Origin of the sequence: Mycobacterium kyogaense (assembly GCF_036946525.1) — a bacterium.
GTDB lineage: Bacteria > Actinomycetota > Actinomycetes > Mycobacteriales > Mycobacteriaceae > Mycobacterium > Mycobacterium kyogaense_A.
In genome coordinates this window covers 1-15,709 of sequence record NZ_JAQIIY010000018.1, presented here as the reverse complement: position 1 = coordinate 15,709, position 15,709 = coordinate 1, and the positions used below count along the sequence as shown (strand labels likewise).

Here is a 15,709-nt window from a genome sequence, read left to right as displayed (position 1 = left end):
TCAGCGCTACCGGTAATCCGAGTAGCCGTAATCGTCCAGCGGCACCGCGGCACCGGTGGCCTGGCCGAAGTCCGGGCTGTAGTACTGATCCTCGTAGGACGGGATCGTGTACGCCGCAGCGCGGGCCTCCTCGGTCGGCTGAACCTGGATGTTGCGGTACCGGTTGATGCCGGTACCGGCCGGGATCAGCTTGCCGATGATCACGTTCTCCTTCAGACCCTGCAGCTTGTCGCTGCGGCAGTTGATCGCCGCATCGGTCAGCACGCGAGTGGTCTCCTGGAACGACGCCGCCGACAGCCACGAATCCGTGGCCAGCGATGCCTTCGTGATGCCCATCAGCACCGGACGGCCCGCCGCGGGCTCGTTGCCCTCGGCGACGACCCGACGGTTCTCCGTCTCGAACTCGCCACGCTCGGTCAGCGAGCCGGGCAGGAACTCCGTCGCACCCGAATCGATGATCGTGACGCGACGCAGCATCTGCCGGACGATGACCTCGATGTGCTTGTCGTGGATCGACACACCCTGCGCGCGGTACACCTCCTGGACCTCCTTGACGAGGTGGATCTGCACCTCGCGGGGACCCTGGACGCGCAGCACCTCGTGCGGGTCGGCCGAGCCTTCCATCAGCTGCTGGCCGACCTCGACGTGGTCGCCGTCGGTCAGCAGACGCTCGGAGCCGTCGTCGTGCTTGAACACCTTCAGGCGCTGACGCCGCGAGAGCTTGTCGTACACGACCTCTTCGCCCCCGTCATCGGGAACGATGGTGATCTTGTAGAACTTGTCGCTCTCCTCCAGGCGAATCCGCCCGGTGACGTCGGCGATCGGGGCGCGGTTGCGGGGCACGCGGGCCTCGAACAGCTCCTGCACGCGGGGCAGACCACCGACGATGTCCTGCCCGCCGGTGACACCACCCTGGTGGAAGGTACGCATCGTCAGCTGCGTGCCGGGCTCACCGATCGACTGCGCGGCCACGATACCGACGGCCTCGCCGATGTCGACCAGCTTGCCGGTCGCCATCGAACGGCCGTAGCACATCGCGCACACGCCGGTGCCCGTCGTGCACGTCAGCACCGACCGCACCTTGACCTCGGTGATGCCCGCGGCCAGCAGTGCGTCGATCGCCGGGTCGCCCAGGTCGTGACCACGCTCCACGACGACGTTGCCGTCGGCGTCGACCGCGTCGGTCGCCAGGGTGCGGGCGTAGGCCGACGTCTCGATGTGCTGATCGCGCACCAAGGTACCGTCGTCCTGCTTCTCGGCCAGCGTGACGTTGATGCCACGCTCGGTTTCGCAGTCGTTCTCGCGAACGATGACGTCCTGCGACACGTCCACCAGACGGCGGGTCAGGTACCCCGAGTCGGCGGTACGCAGCGCGGTGTCGGCCAGACCCTTACGAGCACCGTGGGTGTTGATGAAGTACTCCAGCACCGTCAGGCCCTCGCGGAACGAAGACTTGATCGGACGCGGGATGAACTCACCCTTGGGGTTCGTCACCAGGCCTTTCATGCCGGCCAGAGTGCGGGTCTGCGTGAGGTTACCCGTCGCGCCGGACTTCACGATCGTGATGATCGGGTTGTCCTCGGGGTAGTAGTCCTCCAGCGCCTTACCGACCTCTTCGGTCGCGTCCTGCCAGATCTTGACCAGGGCCTCGTTGCGCTCGTCGCGGTTGAGCGCGCCGCGCTGGTACTTCTTCTCGATCCCGTCGGCTTCGCCTTCGTAGCGATCGAGGATGGCCGCCTTCTGCGGCGGCACCAGCACGTCGGCCATCGAGACCGTCACCCCGGAACGCGTGGCCCAGTAGAAGCCGGCGTCCTTGAGCTTGTCGACGGTCTGCGCGACCACGATCATCGGGTAGCGCTCGGCCAGATCGTTGATGATCCGGGCCTGCACCTTCTTGTGCATCTGCTCGTTGATGAACGGATAGCCCTTGGGCAGCAGCTCGTTGAACAGCACGCGGCCCAGCGTCGTGTCGGCGGTCCAGGCATCGCCCGGCGTCCAGCCGTTCTCGAACAGTTGCGCCTCCAGATCGGCCGGCGGACGCTGCTGCGTCAACCGGACGCGGATCTTCGCGCGCACCGACAGCGCACCGCGGTCGAGGGCCATGATGGCCTCGGCCGGGCTGCTGTACACACCGGACTCCGGCTGATCCTTGGCGGCCGGCGTGTACTCGCCGGTGTCGCCCTCGATCTCGGTGGTCAGGAAGTACAGGCCGGTCACCATGTCCAGACGCGGCATGGCCAGCGGGCGGCCCGACGCGGGAGACAGGATGTTGTTCGACGACAGCATCAGGATGCGCGCCTCAGCCTGCGCCTCCGCACTCAGCGGGAGGTGCACGGCCATCTGGTCACCGTCGAAGTCGGCGTTGAAGGCCTCACACACCAGCGGGTGCAGCTGGATGGCCTTGCCCTCGACCAGCTGCGGCTCGAAGGCCTGGATGCCCAGGCGATGCAGCGTAGGTGCGCGGTTCAGCAGCACGGGGTGCTCGCCGATGACCTCTTCGAGGACGTCCCACACCTGCGGACGCTGACGCTCCACCATCCGCTTGGCGCTCTTGATGTTCTGCGCGTGGTTCAGGTCGACGAGACGCTTCATCACGAACGGCTTGAACAGTTCGAGAGCCATCAGCTTCGGCAGACCGCACTGGTGCAGCTTGAGTTGCGGACCGACCACGATGACCGAACGGCCCGAGTAGTCGACACGCTTGCCGAGCAGGTTCTGGCGGAACCGGCCCTGCTTGCCCTTGAGCAGATCGGACAGCGACTTGAGCGGACGGTTGCCCGGTCCGGTGACCGGACGGCCGCGGCGGCCGTTGTCGAACAGCGCGTCCACCGACTCCTGGAGCATGCGCTTCTCGTTGTTGACGATGATCTCGGGTGCGCCGAGGTCGATCAGCCTCTTGAGCCGGTTGTTGCGGTTGATGACGCGGCGGTACAGATCGTTGAGATCCGAGGTCGCGAAGCGGCCACCGTCGAGCTGCACCATCGGGCGCAGCTCCGGCGGGATCACCGGCACCGCGTCGAGGACCATGCCCATCGGCGAGTTCCGGTTCGTCTGGAACGCCGCGACGACCTTGAGCCGCTTGAGCGCACGCAGCTTCTTCTGGCCCTTGCCGTTCTTGATCGTGTCGCGCAGCGACTCGGCCTCGGCGTCGATGTCGAAGGTCTCGATGAGCTTCTTGATCGACTCGGCACCCATGGCGCCTTCGAAGTACTCGCCGTAGCGGTCCTGCAGCTCGCGGTAGAGCTGCTCGTCGACGATCAGCTGCTTGGGAGCCAGCTTGGTGAACGTCGTCCAGATCTCCTCGAGCCGGTCCAACTCGCGCTGGGCCCGGTCGCGCAGCTGACGCATCTCGCGCTCGCCGCCGTCGCGGACCTTGCGCTTGACGTCGGACTTGGCGCCCTCGTCCTCGAGCTCCTTCATGTCGGCTTCGAGCTTCTGCGCCCGGGCCTCGAGGTCGGCGTCGCGCTGATCCTCGAGCGCCTTGCGCTCGACGGCCATCTCGGCCTCGAGCGTGGACAGCTCGTTGTGCCGCATCTCGTCGTCGACCGCGGTGATGACGTACGCCGCGAAGTAGATGATCTTCTCGAGATCCTTCGGGGCGAGGTCGAGCAGGTAGCCCAACCGCGACGGCACACCCTTGAAGTACCAGATGTGCGTGACGGGCGCGGCCAGCTCGATGTGGCCCATCCGCTCACGGCGCACCTTGGCGCGGGTCACCTCGACGCCGCAGCGCTCGCAGATGATGCCCTTGAAGCGCACGCGCTTGTACTTGCCGCAGTAGCACTCCCAGTCGCGAGTCGGTCCGAAGATCTTCTCGCAGAACAGGCCGTCCTTTTCCGGCTTGAGCGTGCGGTAGTTGATGGTCTCCGGCTTCTTGACCTCACCGAACGACCAGTTGCGGATGTCGTCCGCGGTCGCGAGACCGATGCGGAGTTCATCGAAGAAGTTGACGTCTAACACGTAACTCCCTTTCCCCTTTCGGGACTAGAAATCTTAAGCAAGATCTTCGACAGAGGCGGATTCGTTGCGCGACAGGTTGATTCCGAGGTTGGCAGCAGCGCGCTCCAGGTCCTCGTCGTCGCCGTCACGCATTTCGATCGCCGCGCCGTCCGAAGACAGCACCTCGACGTTCAGGCAGAGCGACTGCAGCTCCTTGAGAAGCACCTTGAACGACTCCGGAATGCCCGGCTCGGGGATGTTCTCGCCCTTGACGATCGCCTCGTAGACCTTGACGCGACCGACCGTGTCGTCGGACTTGATCGTCAAGAGCTCCTGCAGCGTGTACGCCGCGCCGTAGGCCTGCATGGCCCAGCACTCCATCTCACCGAAGCGCTGACCACCGAACTGCGCCTTACCACCGAGCGGCTGCTGGGTGATCATCGAGTACGGACCGGTCGAGCGGGCGTGGATCTTGTCGTCGACGAGGTGGTGCAGCTTCAGGATGTACATGTAGCCGACCGTCACCGGGTACGGGAACGGTTCACCACTGCGGCCGTCGAACAGCTCGGCCTTGCCTTCGGCGTTGACCATGACATCGCCATCGCGGTTGGGCAGCGTCGAGCCGAGCAGGCCTTCGAGCTCCTTCTCCTGCGCACCGTCGAACACCGGGGTGGCCACGATGGAATCGGCCGGAGCCGACTGCATGCCCTCGGGCAGCTTCGCCGCCCACTCGGGTGCACCCTCGATGTTCCAGCCGGCCTTGGCGACCCACCCGAGGTGGGTCTCCAGGATCTGGCCGATGTTCATACGACGCGGCACACCGTGGGTGTTCAGGATGATGTCCACCGGGGTGCCGTCAGGCATGAACGGCATGTCCTCGACAGGCAGGATCTTGCCGATGACGCCCTTGTTGCCGTGGCGTCCGGCGAGCTTGTCGCCGTCGGAGATCTTGCGCTTCTGGGCCACGTAGACGCGGACCAGCTCGTTGACACCGGCCGGCAGCTCGTCGTCGTCCTCACGGGAGAACACGCGGATGCCGATGACCTTGCCGGACTCACCGTGGGGCACCTTGAGCGACGTGTCGCGAACCTCGCGGGCCTTCTCACCGAAGATGGCACGCAGCAGGCGCTCTTCCGGGGTCAGCTCGGTCTCGCCCTTCGGGGTGACCTTGCCGACCAGGATGTCGCCGTCGCGGACCTCGGCGCCGATGCGGATGATGCCGCGCTCGTCGAGATCGGCCAGCACCTCATCGGAGACGTTCGGGATGTCCCGGGTGATCTCCTCGGCGCCCAGCTTGGTGTCGCGGGCATCGATCTCGTGCTCCTCGATGTGGATCGAGGTCAGCACGTCCTCTTCAACCAGACGGTTGGAGAGGATGATCGCGTCTTCGTAGTTGTGCCCTTCCCACGGCATGACGGCGACGAGCAGGTTCTTGCCCAGCGCCATCTCACCGTTCTCGGTGCACGGACCGTCAGCCAGCACCTGGCCGGACTCGACGCGCTGCCCGGCGTCCACGATCGGGCGCTGGTTGGCGCACGTGCCGTGGTTGGAGCGGGCGAACTTGCGCATCCGGTAGGTGTGCCGGGAACCGTCGTCGGCCATCACGGTGATGTAGTCGGCCGACACCTCTTCGATGACGCCCGCCTTCTCCGCGACGATGACGTCGCCGGCGTCGATGGCGGCACGCAACTCCATGCCGGTGCCGACCAGCGGGGCCTCGCTGCGGACCAGCGGAACGGCCTGGCGCTGCATGTTGGCACCCATCAGGGCACGGTTGGCGTCGTCGTGCTCGAGGAACGGGATCATCGCCGTCGCGACCGACACCATCTGGCGCGGCGAGACGTCCATGTAGTCGACCTCGGCCGCCGAGACGAACTCGACCTCGCCGCCCTTGCGTCGGACCAGGATCTTCGCCTCGGTGAAGCGACCGTCATCGTCGAGCGGCGAGTTGGCCTGCGCCACGACGTGGCGGTCCTCCTCGTCGGCGGTCAGGTAATCGATCTGGTCGGAAACCTGGCCGTCGATGACCTTGCGGTACGGCGTCTCGATGAAGCCGAACGGGTTGACCCGCGCGTACACCGACAGCGAACCGATCAGGCCGATGTTCGGGCCTTCCGGGGTCTCGATCGGGCACATGCGGCCGTAGTGGCTGGAGTGCACGTCGCGGACCTCGAGGCCGGCGCGCTCACGGGACAGACCGCCGGGGCCCAGCGCCGACAGGCGGCGCTTGTGGGTCAGACCCGACAGCGGGTTGTTCTGGTCCATGAACTGGCTCAGCTGCGACGTGCCGAAGAACTCCTTGATCGCCGCCACGACGGGACGGATGTTGATCAGGGTCTGCGGCGTGATCGCCTCGACGTCCTGGGTCGTCATGCGCTCACGCACGACGCGCTCCATACGCGACAGGCCGACCCGGATTTGGTTCTGGATCAGCTCGCCGACGGTGCGCAGGCGACGGTTGCCGAAGTGGTCGATGTCGTCCACCTCGACCGGCACCTCGACACCGCCGGGCACCGTCATCGCGGTCTGGCCGTCGTGCAGACGGACCAAGTACTCGATGGTCGCGACGACGTCCTCTTCGGTCAGCGTCGAGCTGGTGATCGGCTGGCCGGCGTTGAGGCCCAGCTTCTTGTTGACCTTGTAGCGGCCCACGCGGGCCAGGTCGTAGCGCTTCTCCTTGAAGAACAGGTTCTCCAGCAGGGTCTGCGCGGACTCCTTGGTCGGGGGCTCGCCCGGCCGCAGTTTGCGGTAGATGTCGAGCAGCGCCTCGTCGGTGCCGGCGGTGTTGTCCTTCTCCAGCGTGCCCATCATGATCTCGGAGAAGCCGAAGCGCTCGGTGATCTGCTCGTTGGTCCAGCCCAGCGCCTTCAGCAGCACGGTGACGGGCTGGCGGCGCTTGCGGTCGATACGCACACCGACGGTGTCGCGCTTGTCGACGTCGAACTCCAGCCACGCACCGCGGCCGGGGATCACCTTGACGCTGTGCAGCGTCTTCTCGGTGGACTTGTCGATCGTCTCGTCGAAGTACACGCCCGGCGAGCGGACCAGCTGGCTCACCACGACACGCTCGGTGCCGTTGATGATGAAGGTGCCCTTCTCCGTCATCATCGGGAAGTCACCCATGAACACCGTCTGGCTCTTGATCTCGCCGGTGTTGTTGTTGATGAACTCGGCCGTGACGAACAGCGGAGCCGCGTACGTCATGTCCTTGTCTTTGCACTCGTCGACGGGCGCCTTGACCTCGTCGAAGCGGGGGTCGGAGAAGGACAGCGACATCGACCCCGAGAAGTCCTCGATCGGGGACAGCTCCTCGAGAACCTCCTGCAGACCACCCTTGGGGTCCACGTCGCCGCGGTCGACGGCCCGCTGGAACCAGTCCTGCGCGCCGACCAACCACTCGAACGATTCGGTTTGGACGTCGAGGAGTCCGGGAACCTCGAGGGGCTCATGGAGTTTCGCGAAAGAAATCCTGTTTGGTGCTCCGGGAACGGAGTTGTTGGTTACTGACTCGATCTGGCGGGACCCTGCCAAGATGCATCCTTCCAGCACCTCATGCGACCGTGGAGACCGGAGGAGACCGGACCATCGTGCCGCGATTCTGCGTCGGTTCGGCTGGCTCCACGAGCCGCCCCCGGCGCACGGCACGCGTCGAGATCGCTGAGCAGAACTCAGGCTTCGACTACGTGGGCGGTGCGGATGAGGTGGGCAGGATGCAGCCAGCGCAACGTCCAACGATAGCGCAGGACGGGCTATTCCTCAACATCCAGGCACAGATCGCATGCCGTGAAGGCTTGGTCGCTGGCTGGCGTCCTCATCCCGTGCAAACATGCTGGCCAATAGATTGGCCCGGTTTCGCTGTTCCGTCAAGAGACAACGCGGTGTTTGGGAGTAATTGGAACATCAGGTCGGCTCAGACGCGCGTCAGAGAGTCACGGTGCGCACGCGCCGAGGCGATGACGAGGTCAGCTGATCCCACCACCAGCCGGTGACGACGCTCCACGCCGAGGCGTCGCTGTCGTAGAGCCGGTCGGTGTGCGTGCCGTCGAGCATGTCGTTGATCCAGCCCGCGGCCAGCACCTTGTTCGCCATCACATCCAGCGGCGACGAATGCCCCATCGCCATGTAAGCGAAGTACTGCACGATCGGCGCCGTCGTCTGCATGCCGTCGGCGTGCGATCCGTCCCGGAAGGTGACGCCGGTGAACATGCCCGGCCGGACGGAGCTGAGCTTGCGGTTGGTGTCGCCGTACCAGTTCCAGGAGCTCGGCCCCGCCGCGATGTTGTACACCGGGATCGACGTCGGGATGGCCGCGATGTCCTGACTCATGAAGCTGAGCGTGCCGACCCCGTCGAACATGATCAGTCCAGCGAGATCGTCAGCGTTACCCGTCTCGACCATGTATCTGCCGACCATGGCCACCAGGCCGCCGCCGGCCGAGTGCCCGGCCAGCACGACCCGTTCGGGCAGCACCCCGTCGTATCCGGCGGCGCGCGCGCTGGCCGTCAGAGCCGCACGGTCACCGGCGAACAGCGCCGCGATCGCCCGGCCGGTGCTCGGCCACTCGAGCGGGTAATTCTCGACGTCGAACGGATTCCACGTCAGCGACGGCACCACGACGATGCTGTCGGTCTTCTCGGCCAGGTACGCCGCGGTCGCGCTGTAGAACGAGGCGTTGGCCAGGAAGCCGTGCTGCAGGTAGATCAACCCGGCGGGGGTGTCGGTGTCGGGGAAGTACCAGTCGGCAGGGACGTCCTTGTGGCCGCCGATGGTCAGCGTCGACGACTCGACCCGCACGGTGCTTCCGAACGGCACACGCACCGGGCCCGCGAAGAACTGCATGGTGTCGGTGTAGAAGTCGTAGAACTTCTTGCCGATGGTGTTGAGGACGTCGAGCAGGGTCGTCGTCTGCGCCGGCGGCGCCTCGGCTGCGGCCAGCCGCATGACCATGGCCCCGTCCGGCGCTCCGAGATCGGTCTCGATGCCGGTGGCGAAGGTGCTCGGACGCACGAGGCGACGGGGTTGCGCGACGGTCTCGGACGACGACGACGGTGCCACGACGGGCGTCTCGGCTACAGCCGTCTCGGTGGGCGTCTCGATGGGCTCGGCGGCTTGTCCTGCCGTGTCCTCGGCCTCGGAGCGTGCGTCGGGCTCCGGCGCACGGTGCTTACCGCCGCCGAACAGGTCCCGCAGCGGTGTGCGCACCGGCTTGTCGGTCACGGACTCCGTCGTGTCGGGTGAGGACTCCGTCGCCTCGGGCGGGGTCACCTCTGGCTGCGACACCTCGGGCTCGGGGGTGTCCGACCCGGACTCGTCCTGGTCCGGTGTGTTCGACCGGTGCGGCTTCAGCCCGAACGGGCGATCCCGCTTGGTCGCTATTTTCGGGGTCTCCGCTTCGGAGGTCTCGGTCTTCGAGGTCTCGGTCTTCGAGGTCTCCGCTTTCGACGTCTCGGTCTTCGACGTCGTCGCATCGTCGTTGCCACCACGGGCGGTCGACGACGCCTGGGTGTCCGCACCGGACGACGATCCGTCGTCAGCTGCTGCGACACCTGCACTCGTCAGCATCGCAGCTGACATTCCCCCCGCTAGTACGCCTGCCCCAACCCAGACCCGATAGCGGTCGACCATTATTCTCCTGTTTCAGAAAGCCTAGAGAAACCGCATTTCCATGCCCTAAGTGCGCTTTTCCGCACGGCAACGCGATTCTGGCAAACTGTATAGCCACCGAGGCGGGCCCGCAAGAGAACGAACGGTGAAAACTTGACGGGCGCCACAAAGGGGCGCTGAACAGGCCTTTTCAGAGCACGCGAAAGCGACTCATATCAGGATGAGGGTGCGCCCGCGGAGCGGGCGGTAAATCAGCGGTCGCCGCCGACGGGGATGCGCCCGGTGGGCGCGTCATCCTCGTCACGACGCGAGGACGACTCCGCGTCGTAATCGCGGGCAGAGCCGTTGTTCGAGCCATCCAGATCGGCCCGGATGGCTTCTTGCGCGGCCGGGGGCAGCGTGTGCATGATCTCGCGCACACGGGCCTGACGACGACCCACGGCCTTGCGCTCCGGCATACCGGGAGTCGCCATGACCTGCGGCGGCACGCCCTCGATCTCCTCGGTGCCACCGTCGTGGTGACCCGCGTCGACCATGGCCTGCTCTTCGGCCATCGTCGACTCGTCCTTCTCCTCCGACATACCGATCGGCCCGATCCGGCGGCCGTTGAGGAACTGCTTGACCACCGGCTCGTCGCTGGTCAGCAGCACCTCGCGGGGACCGAACATCACCAGGTGCTTGCGGAACAGCATGCCCATGTTGTCGGGGACGGTGCGGGCGATGTTGATGTTGTGCGTCACGATCAGGATCGTGCAGTCGATCTGGGCGTTGATGTCGATCAGCAGCTGCGACAGGTAGGCCGTACGCACCGGGTCCAGACCCGAGTCGGGCTCGTCGCAGAGGATGATCTGCGGGTCCAGCACCAGCGACCGGGCCAGCCCGGCGCGCTTGCGCATACCACCGGAGATCTCACCGGGGAACTTGTCCTCGTCGCCGCCCAGACCCACCAGGTCGAGCTTCTCCATCACGATCTGACGGATCTCGGATTCCTTCTTCTTCGTGTGCTCACGAAGCGGGAACGCCGTGTTGTCGTACAGGCTCATCGAGCCGAACAGCGCGCCGTCCTGGAACATCACGCCGAACAGCGTGCGGATCTCGTAGAGCTCCTTGGCCGAGCACTCGATGATGTTGGTGCCGTCGACGATGATCTTGCCGCGCTCCGGACGCAACAGACCGATCAGCGACTTGAGGAACACCGACTTACCGGTACCCGACGGGCCCAGCAGAACGCTCACCTCACCGGCGGGCAGATCGAACGTGACGTCTTCCCAGATTCGCTGCGAGCCGAAGGACTTCGTCAACCCCTCGACCTGGATACCAATACCCACGCGAATTCCTCTCGCCAATCCAGCATCTGCTCACCACTCACCACGGGTCCCCGCCTGTGGTTTGAGTCACTGTAACCTACCCGATCACGCCGCCGGGGCCGGACCGGACCTGAACGTAGCGTGGGGCTGGTCTGTTTGCCAGACCAGCCCCACGACTGACGCTGCCGTCAGATCGACGGCTACGCGACTACTACTTGACCGACACCGATGCGCCGGCGGCCTCGAGCTTGGCCTTGGCGTCCTCGGCAGCCTCCTTGGTGACCTTCTCGAGCAGCGGCTTGGGGGCGCTGTCGACCAGATCCTTGGCTTCCTTGAGGCCCAGGCCGGAGACGATCTCGCGGACGACCTTGATGACGCCGATCTTCTTCTCGCCGGCGCCTTCGAGGATGACGTCGAACTCCGACTGCTCCTCGGCGGCCTCGGCGGGGGCACCGCCGGCGGGGCCGGCAGCGGCGACGGCGACCGGAGCCGCAGCGGTGACCTCGAAGGTCTCCTCGAACGCCTTCACGAACTCGCTCAGCTCGAGCAGGGTGAGCTCCTTGAACGCGTCGAGCAGCTCTTCAGTGGACAGCTTGGCCATGATGGTCCTTCCTTCGTTACTTCGTGGATGTCGATGGGTGTGTGCAGAACGTGCGGGAGCCGCTATGCGGCTTCCTCAGCGGCCTTCTTCTCTTGCAGCGCGGCAGCCAGACGTGCGACCTGCGACGCCGGAGCGTTGAACAGGCCGGCAGCCTTGGTCAGATTGCCCTTCATCGCGCCGGCCAGCTTGGCCAGCAGCACCTCGCGCGACTCGAGGTCCGCGATGCGGTTGACCTCGTCGACGGACAGCGCGCGGCCGTCCATGTAGCCGCCCTTGATGACCAGCGCCTTGTTGTCCTTGGCGAAGGTCTTGATCGCTTTGGCGGCGTCGACGGCCTCTCCCGTGACGAACGCGATCGCGGTGGGACCGGCGAACAGTTCGTCGAGACCTTCGATGCCTGCCTCTGCCGCCGCACGCTTGACCAAGGTGTTCTTGGCAACGGTGTAGGTGGCGGAGTCGCCGAGCGAACGGCGCAGCTGCGCGAGGTTGGCGACCGTCAGTCCGCGGTATTCGGTGACGAGCGTCGCCGTCGCCTCCTTGAACTGTTCGGCGATGTCGGCGACCGCGGTGGCCTTGTCAGCCTTGGCCATGCATGCCTCCTCGTGGTGGGTGTACGGATGTCCCGTCGAGGAGCGCCGGCCGGACGCAGGAGAGAAGGTCTTATATGTCGTGAAACGACGAACGCCCCGACGCAGACAGGTCGGGGGCGCACTCATGTGAGGTACGTGCCTCGTCCTCCTGCGTGGGCCGCCGGGTGAAACCCGGACCTTCAACCATGTGACTGGTGACCGACGGTCTTCGGTGGAACGCCAGCAAGAATAGCCTGCTGCGCCCCGATCAGCCAAAACGGCCGAGGGGCGGCGGCGCCGATCAGTCCGGCGTCACCTCCCAGGCGGGCCGGCACGACCTGCAGGCCGCGCAGGAAACTCAGCCCCGCGTACCGGTGCAGCGCGGTCCGCAGCGGGTCGAACAGCAGCTCCCCCGCGCGGGAAACACCGCCGCCGATGACCACGCGGTCCAGGTCACAGACCGCGCCGACGGAGGCGATCATCCGGGCCAGCGCGTCGGCGCCGCGGCCGAATGCCTGCAACGCCACCGGGGTCGCCCAGGCGCGCGTCCGCGGCCAACTCCTTGGCGCCGGCCTCGAGCGGGGCCTGCCATCCGTGCTCGCGCGCCCATCGCGCAAGCCACGGACCGGCGGCCACTGTCTCCACGCAGCCGTGCCCGCCGCACGTGCACGGCGCACCGCCGGGTTCCACCACCACGTGACCGACGTGGCCGGCGTTACCCGTCCGTCCGTGACTCGGGCGCGCCGTCGAGAACGAGGCCACCGCCGACACCGGTCGAGACCACCATCCCGAGCAGGAACCGGGCGCCGACGGCCGCGCCGCGCCACTGTTCCCCCAACGCCATGCACAACCCGTCGCCGCCCAGTCGCACGGCGGAGCCCGTGCGTTCGGCCACTCGCTCCACAAGTGGAAAGTGTTTGCCAGCCAACGATATTGATCGGACTCACGGTCCCCGCGGGGACGTCGATGGGTCCGGCTCGACGCGATGCCGGCGGCATCCACAGCGCCACCGGCGGCGGCCAGAGCGTCGACGAGCAGAGTGTCGGCCACGGCCCACACCGACTCGGCGTCGGCGCGCGGGGTCGGCAGTTCGGCGCGGTAGCGCAGCGCACCGGCGTCGTCGACCAGTCCGACCGCCAGCTTTGGTACCGCCGACGTCGAGGGCGAGCGTGACCATCACGTCATTCTCGCGTGTGGTGTGGCGCGCCGCAGCCGCTCGCCCATCACGGCCATCGCATCGGCCAGTTCGGCGGACTCCAGGATCTCGAAGTCTGCGTCGACCATCGACAGCCAGGGGACCATCTGCCGGGGATCGTCGGCGCCGGCGGTGACGATGGTGGCGTCTGGGCCGTCGGCTTCGATGTCCCACCGCGCCGGGCGGGAAGTACGGGGCGACGGTGTCGATGGGAGCGTGGTACCGAACCCGGGCCACGTACCGGTAAGGCGACGTGCTGATGGATCGGCGCACGTAGGCGGCCGCGTCGGGAGCGTCGCGGGCGGGTGAACGTGGTGCCGACGGCCTCGACGTCGGACATCCGGTCCAGCCGCAGGCTTCGCCAGTCCTTCCGGTCGCGGTCGTAGGCCAGCAGGTACCAGCGGCGTCCCGTCGTCACCAGCTGGTAGGGCTCCAAGCGGCCCGTCGCGTCGCGGTGCCGCCCCGGTCCACGTATCCGGCGGTGACGTGTTCCCGGTCCCGGCTGGCCCCGCGCGAGTGTCATCAGCACCTCGGGGCTCGACGACGGATTGGGAGGGCGCCCGAGGTCAACGTGACCGTGGCCTCGTGGACGGCGGAGACCTGGGAGCGCAGCCGGCCGCGGCATCACCTGGTCGAGCTTGCTGAGCGCCCTCAGCGCCGATTCGCCGACCCCGGCGACGCTGCCGCCCGCGGCGAGCCGCAGGCAGACCGCCATCGCGACGGCCTCGTCCGGGTCGAGGAGCAGCGGCGGCAGGGCGGCGCCGGCGCCCAGCTGATAGCCGCCGCCGTGACCTCTGCTGGCGGCGACGGGGTAGCCGAGCTCGCGCAGCCGTTCGACGTCGCGGCGCACGCTGCGGGTCGTGACGCCCAACCGGGGCGGCCAGCTCCTCCCCCGACCAGACCCGTCGTGACTGCAGCAGGCCGAGAAGCTGCAGCACGCGGCTCGTCGTCTCGGACACCTCGTCAGGGTGACACAGTCTTAGGACAGGAATTGTCCTATCGCGGAGTGGCGTCGGCGACTGCGCGCCAGATGATCTGGCAGGTTCGACTGGTGTCGCCGATCGCCTCGGCGGAGATCTTCGACGCCTGGTAGAAGTTGCGTTCGATCATCCAGCAGAGCGCGCGGGCGAGTGCCTCGGCGCCGTCCCGGACCGTCATGAGACGGGACATCGCAGCGCTGGAGGACCTGGGCGATCACGTCGATGGATTCCTCGGCCGCCGCGGACCACATCTGCCCGATGTCGGGCACGGTCGTACCAAGGTCGACGGCCATTCTCATCACCGGGCCGTGGGGCGAGCCACAGCGCTGCCGTGCGCTCGACCGCGCCCGCGATCACCTCGTCGACCGACCCGCTGTCGGTGCGGGCCAGACCGGCCTCCTCGGTCAGGACCTGCGCCGTGCGGGCCACCAGCGCCGCGAGGACGTCGTGTTTGGAGCCGAAGTAGAAGTACAGCGCCGCTCGGGTGAGCCCGGCGGCCTGCGCGATGTCTCCGACGGTCATGGCGGCGTAACCGACCGTGGACAGCAGGTCCTCGGCGGAGTCGAGGATCTGCCTGCTCGCGCAGATCGCCCTTGCGCACAGTTGGCGCCGCCCGCCTGGACTGCCACGGCTTGCTCATACGGCCGGACCCACGGACATGGCCGAACGCTACCGTAGCCACATGGCGAGCGAGCGCGGCAAGTCGAGCGACGCGGGCGCCCGGATCCGGCCCGTCGTGCTGTCCCATGCCGCCGATCTGTTCGCCGAACGGGGGCCGGCAGCCACCAGCCTGCGGGATATCGCCGATCGCTCAAAAGTCAACGCGGGACTTATCTTTCGCCACATCGGCAACAAAGAGGCCGTCGTGGCCGCAGTCTTGGAGCATCTCGCCGATCAGCTCGAGGCGGCCCGGTCCACTGCAGCGGCGCCCCGAAGACGTGGAAGCCCTGGCGCACCGCAACTGGACGGTGATCGCCCGCGCACTGCTCGACGGTTTCGACGTCGGCCGCCCCTTCAGCACCGATTCCCGAACGTGGAGCAGTTGGTCAGTGTCGCCCGGGACCGCCCTCGGCGACGAGGAGGCTGCGCGGGTGGCCACTGCCGACGCGTTGGCGCTCCAACTCGGGTGGCACCTTTTCGGTCCGTTCTTGCGAGCGGCGACGGGTCTCGACGACCACGTACTGACGGGACCCGCCGAGCGGTGGGGTGCTCACCGACCAGCTGACCGATCCCCGGGGCGGTCAGCGCCTGCGCCGTGCCGAGACCGCGAGCCAGCCCGCCGACAGGACGAAGTAGAGAGCGCCGAACGCGGCGTACGGCGCGATGTCGGCCACACTCGGCGATTGCGCACCGCCGGCCTTCACCAGGAACATCGCTCCGGCGGCCACGGATTGCGCTCCGCTGACCACCATGACCCACTGCCCACCGGCACGGGTACGGCGACGCAGTGCGGTCGCGAGTTTGCAGCGCGCCGGCCAGTGCAGCCCAGACGCCGAACACCGCAGAAGAACGGC

The 15,709-nt window shown here is 67.0% G+C and carries 8 protein-coding genes and 4 pseudogenes; 1 reads left to right on the top strand and 11 read right to left on the bottom strand.

What is annotated here, in order from left to right; translation table 11 throughout:
* Positions 1 to 6: 6 nt before the first annotated feature.
* The 10 genes and pseudogenes from PGN37_RS15875 to PGN37_RS15830 all read right to left on the bottom strand — a co-directional run bounded on the left by PGN37_RS15875 (position 7) and on the right by PGN37_RS15830 (position 14,717).
* Positions 7 to 3,960 (bottom strand): DNA-directed RNA polymerase subunit beta', encoded by a 3,954-nt coding sequence (locus PGN37_RS15875; RefSeq protein WP_335331982.1) that lies wholly within the window; start codon positions 3,958 to 3,960, stop codon positions 7 to 9.
* Positions 3,961 to 3,993: 33 nt separating this feature from the next.
* Complete coding sequence (gene rpoB, locus PGN37_RS15870; RefSeq protein WP_335331981.1) at positions 3,994 to 7,488, bottom strand: DNA-directed RNA polymerase subunit beta; 3,495 nt, start codon at positions 7,486 to 7,488, stop codon at positions 3,994 to 3,996.
* Positions 7,489 to 7,860: 372 nt separating this feature from the next.
* Complete coding sequence (locus tag PGN37_RS15865; protein WP_335331980.1) at positions 7,861 to 9,501, bottom strand: alpha/beta hydrolase; 1,641 nt, start codon at positions 9,499 to 9,501, stop codon at positions 7,861 to 7,863.
* A 293-nt stretch (positions 9,502 to 9,794) separates the two neighbouring features.
* On the bottom strand, positions 9,795 to 10,871 hold the full coding sequence (locus tag PGN37_RS15860) for an ABC transporter ATP-binding protein (RefSeq protein ID WP_335330988.1): 1,077 nt from the start codon (positions 10,869 to 10,871) through the stop codon (positions 9,795 to 9,797).
* A 190-nt stretch (positions 10,872 to 11,061) separates the two neighbouring features.
* Positions 11,062 to 11,451, bottom strand: a complete 390-nt coding sequence (rplL, locus tag PGN37_RS15855) for a 50S ribosomal protein L7/L12 (protein WP_046361092.1) — start codon at positions 11,449 to 11,451, stop codon at positions 11,062 to 11,064.
* A 62-nt stretch (positions 11,452 to 11,513) separates the two neighbouring features.
* Positions 11,514 to 12,041, bottom strand: coding sequence for a 50S ribosomal protein L10 (rplJ, locus tag PGN37_RS15850; RefSeq protein WP_046361091.1), 528 nt, complete (start codon positions 12,039 to 12,041; stop codon positions 11,514 to 11,516).
* Between the two features lie 179 nt (positions 12,042 to 12,220).
* A pseudogene (locus tag PGN37_RS15845) lies at positions 12,221 to 13,197 on the bottom strand (ROK family protein).
* A pseudogene (locus PGN37_RS15840) lies at positions 13,197 to 14,174 on the bottom strand (helix-turn-helix transcriptional regulator). The pseudogenes PGN37_RS15845 and PGN37_RS15840 overlap by 1 nt, the downstream one beginning before the upstream one ends.
* A 37-nt stretch (positions 14,175 to 14,211) precedes the next feature.
* The gene (locus PGN37_RS15835) at positions 14,212 to 14,373 is read right to left on the bottom strand and encodes a hypothetical protein (RefSeq protein WP_335331979.1); all 162 of its coding nucleotides are present in this window, start codon (positions 14,371 to 14,373) and stop codon (positions 14,212 to 14,214) included.
* Positions 14,370 to 14,717, bottom strand: coding sequence for a TetR/AcrR family transcriptional regulator (locus tag PGN37_RS15830; RefSeq protein ID WP_335331978.1), 348 nt, complete (start codon positions 14,715 to 14,717; stop codon positions 14,370 to 14,372). The genes PGN37_RS15835 and PGN37_RS15830 overlap by 4 nt, the downstream gene beginning before the upstream one ends.
* A gap of 160 nt (positions 14,718 to 14,877) precedes the next feature.
* Between PGN37_RS15830 and PGN37_RS27340 the strand changes: the two are divergent.
* A pseudogene (locus PGN37_RS27340) lies at positions 14,878 to 15,385 on the top strand (TetR/AcrR family transcriptional regulator); the annotation flags it as partial.
* A 51-nt stretch (positions 15,386 to 15,436) separates the two neighbouring features.
* Here PGN37_RS27340 and PGN37_RS15815 read toward each other — a convergent pair.
* A pseudogene (locus PGN37_RS15815) lies at positions 15,437 to 15,709 on the bottom strand (hypothetical protein); the annotation flags it as partial.

Excerpts from the sequence above, each read along its gene's own strand:
- PGN37_RS15865 (WP_335331980.1), bottom strand. The coding sequence starts at position 9,501 with ATGCTGACGAGTGCAGGTGTCGCAGCAGCTGACGACGGATCGTCGTCC.
- rplL (WP_046361092.1), bottom strand. The coding sequence starts at position 11,451 with ATGGCCAAGCTGTCCACTGAAGAGCTGCTCGACGCGTTCAAGGAGCTC.
- rplJ (WP_046361091.1), bottom strand. The coding sequence starts at position 12,041 with ATGGCCAAGGCTGACAAGGCCACCGCGGTCGCCGACATCGCCGAACAG.
- PGN37_RS15835 (WP_335331979.1), bottom strand. The coding sequence starts at position 14,373 with ATGACGGTCCGGGACGGCGCCGAGGCACTCGCCCGCGCGCTCTGCTGG.
- PGN37_RS15830 (WP_335331978.1), bottom strand. The coding sequence starts at position 14,717 with ATGACCGTCGGAGACATCGCGCAGGCCGCCGGGCTCACCCGAGCGGCG.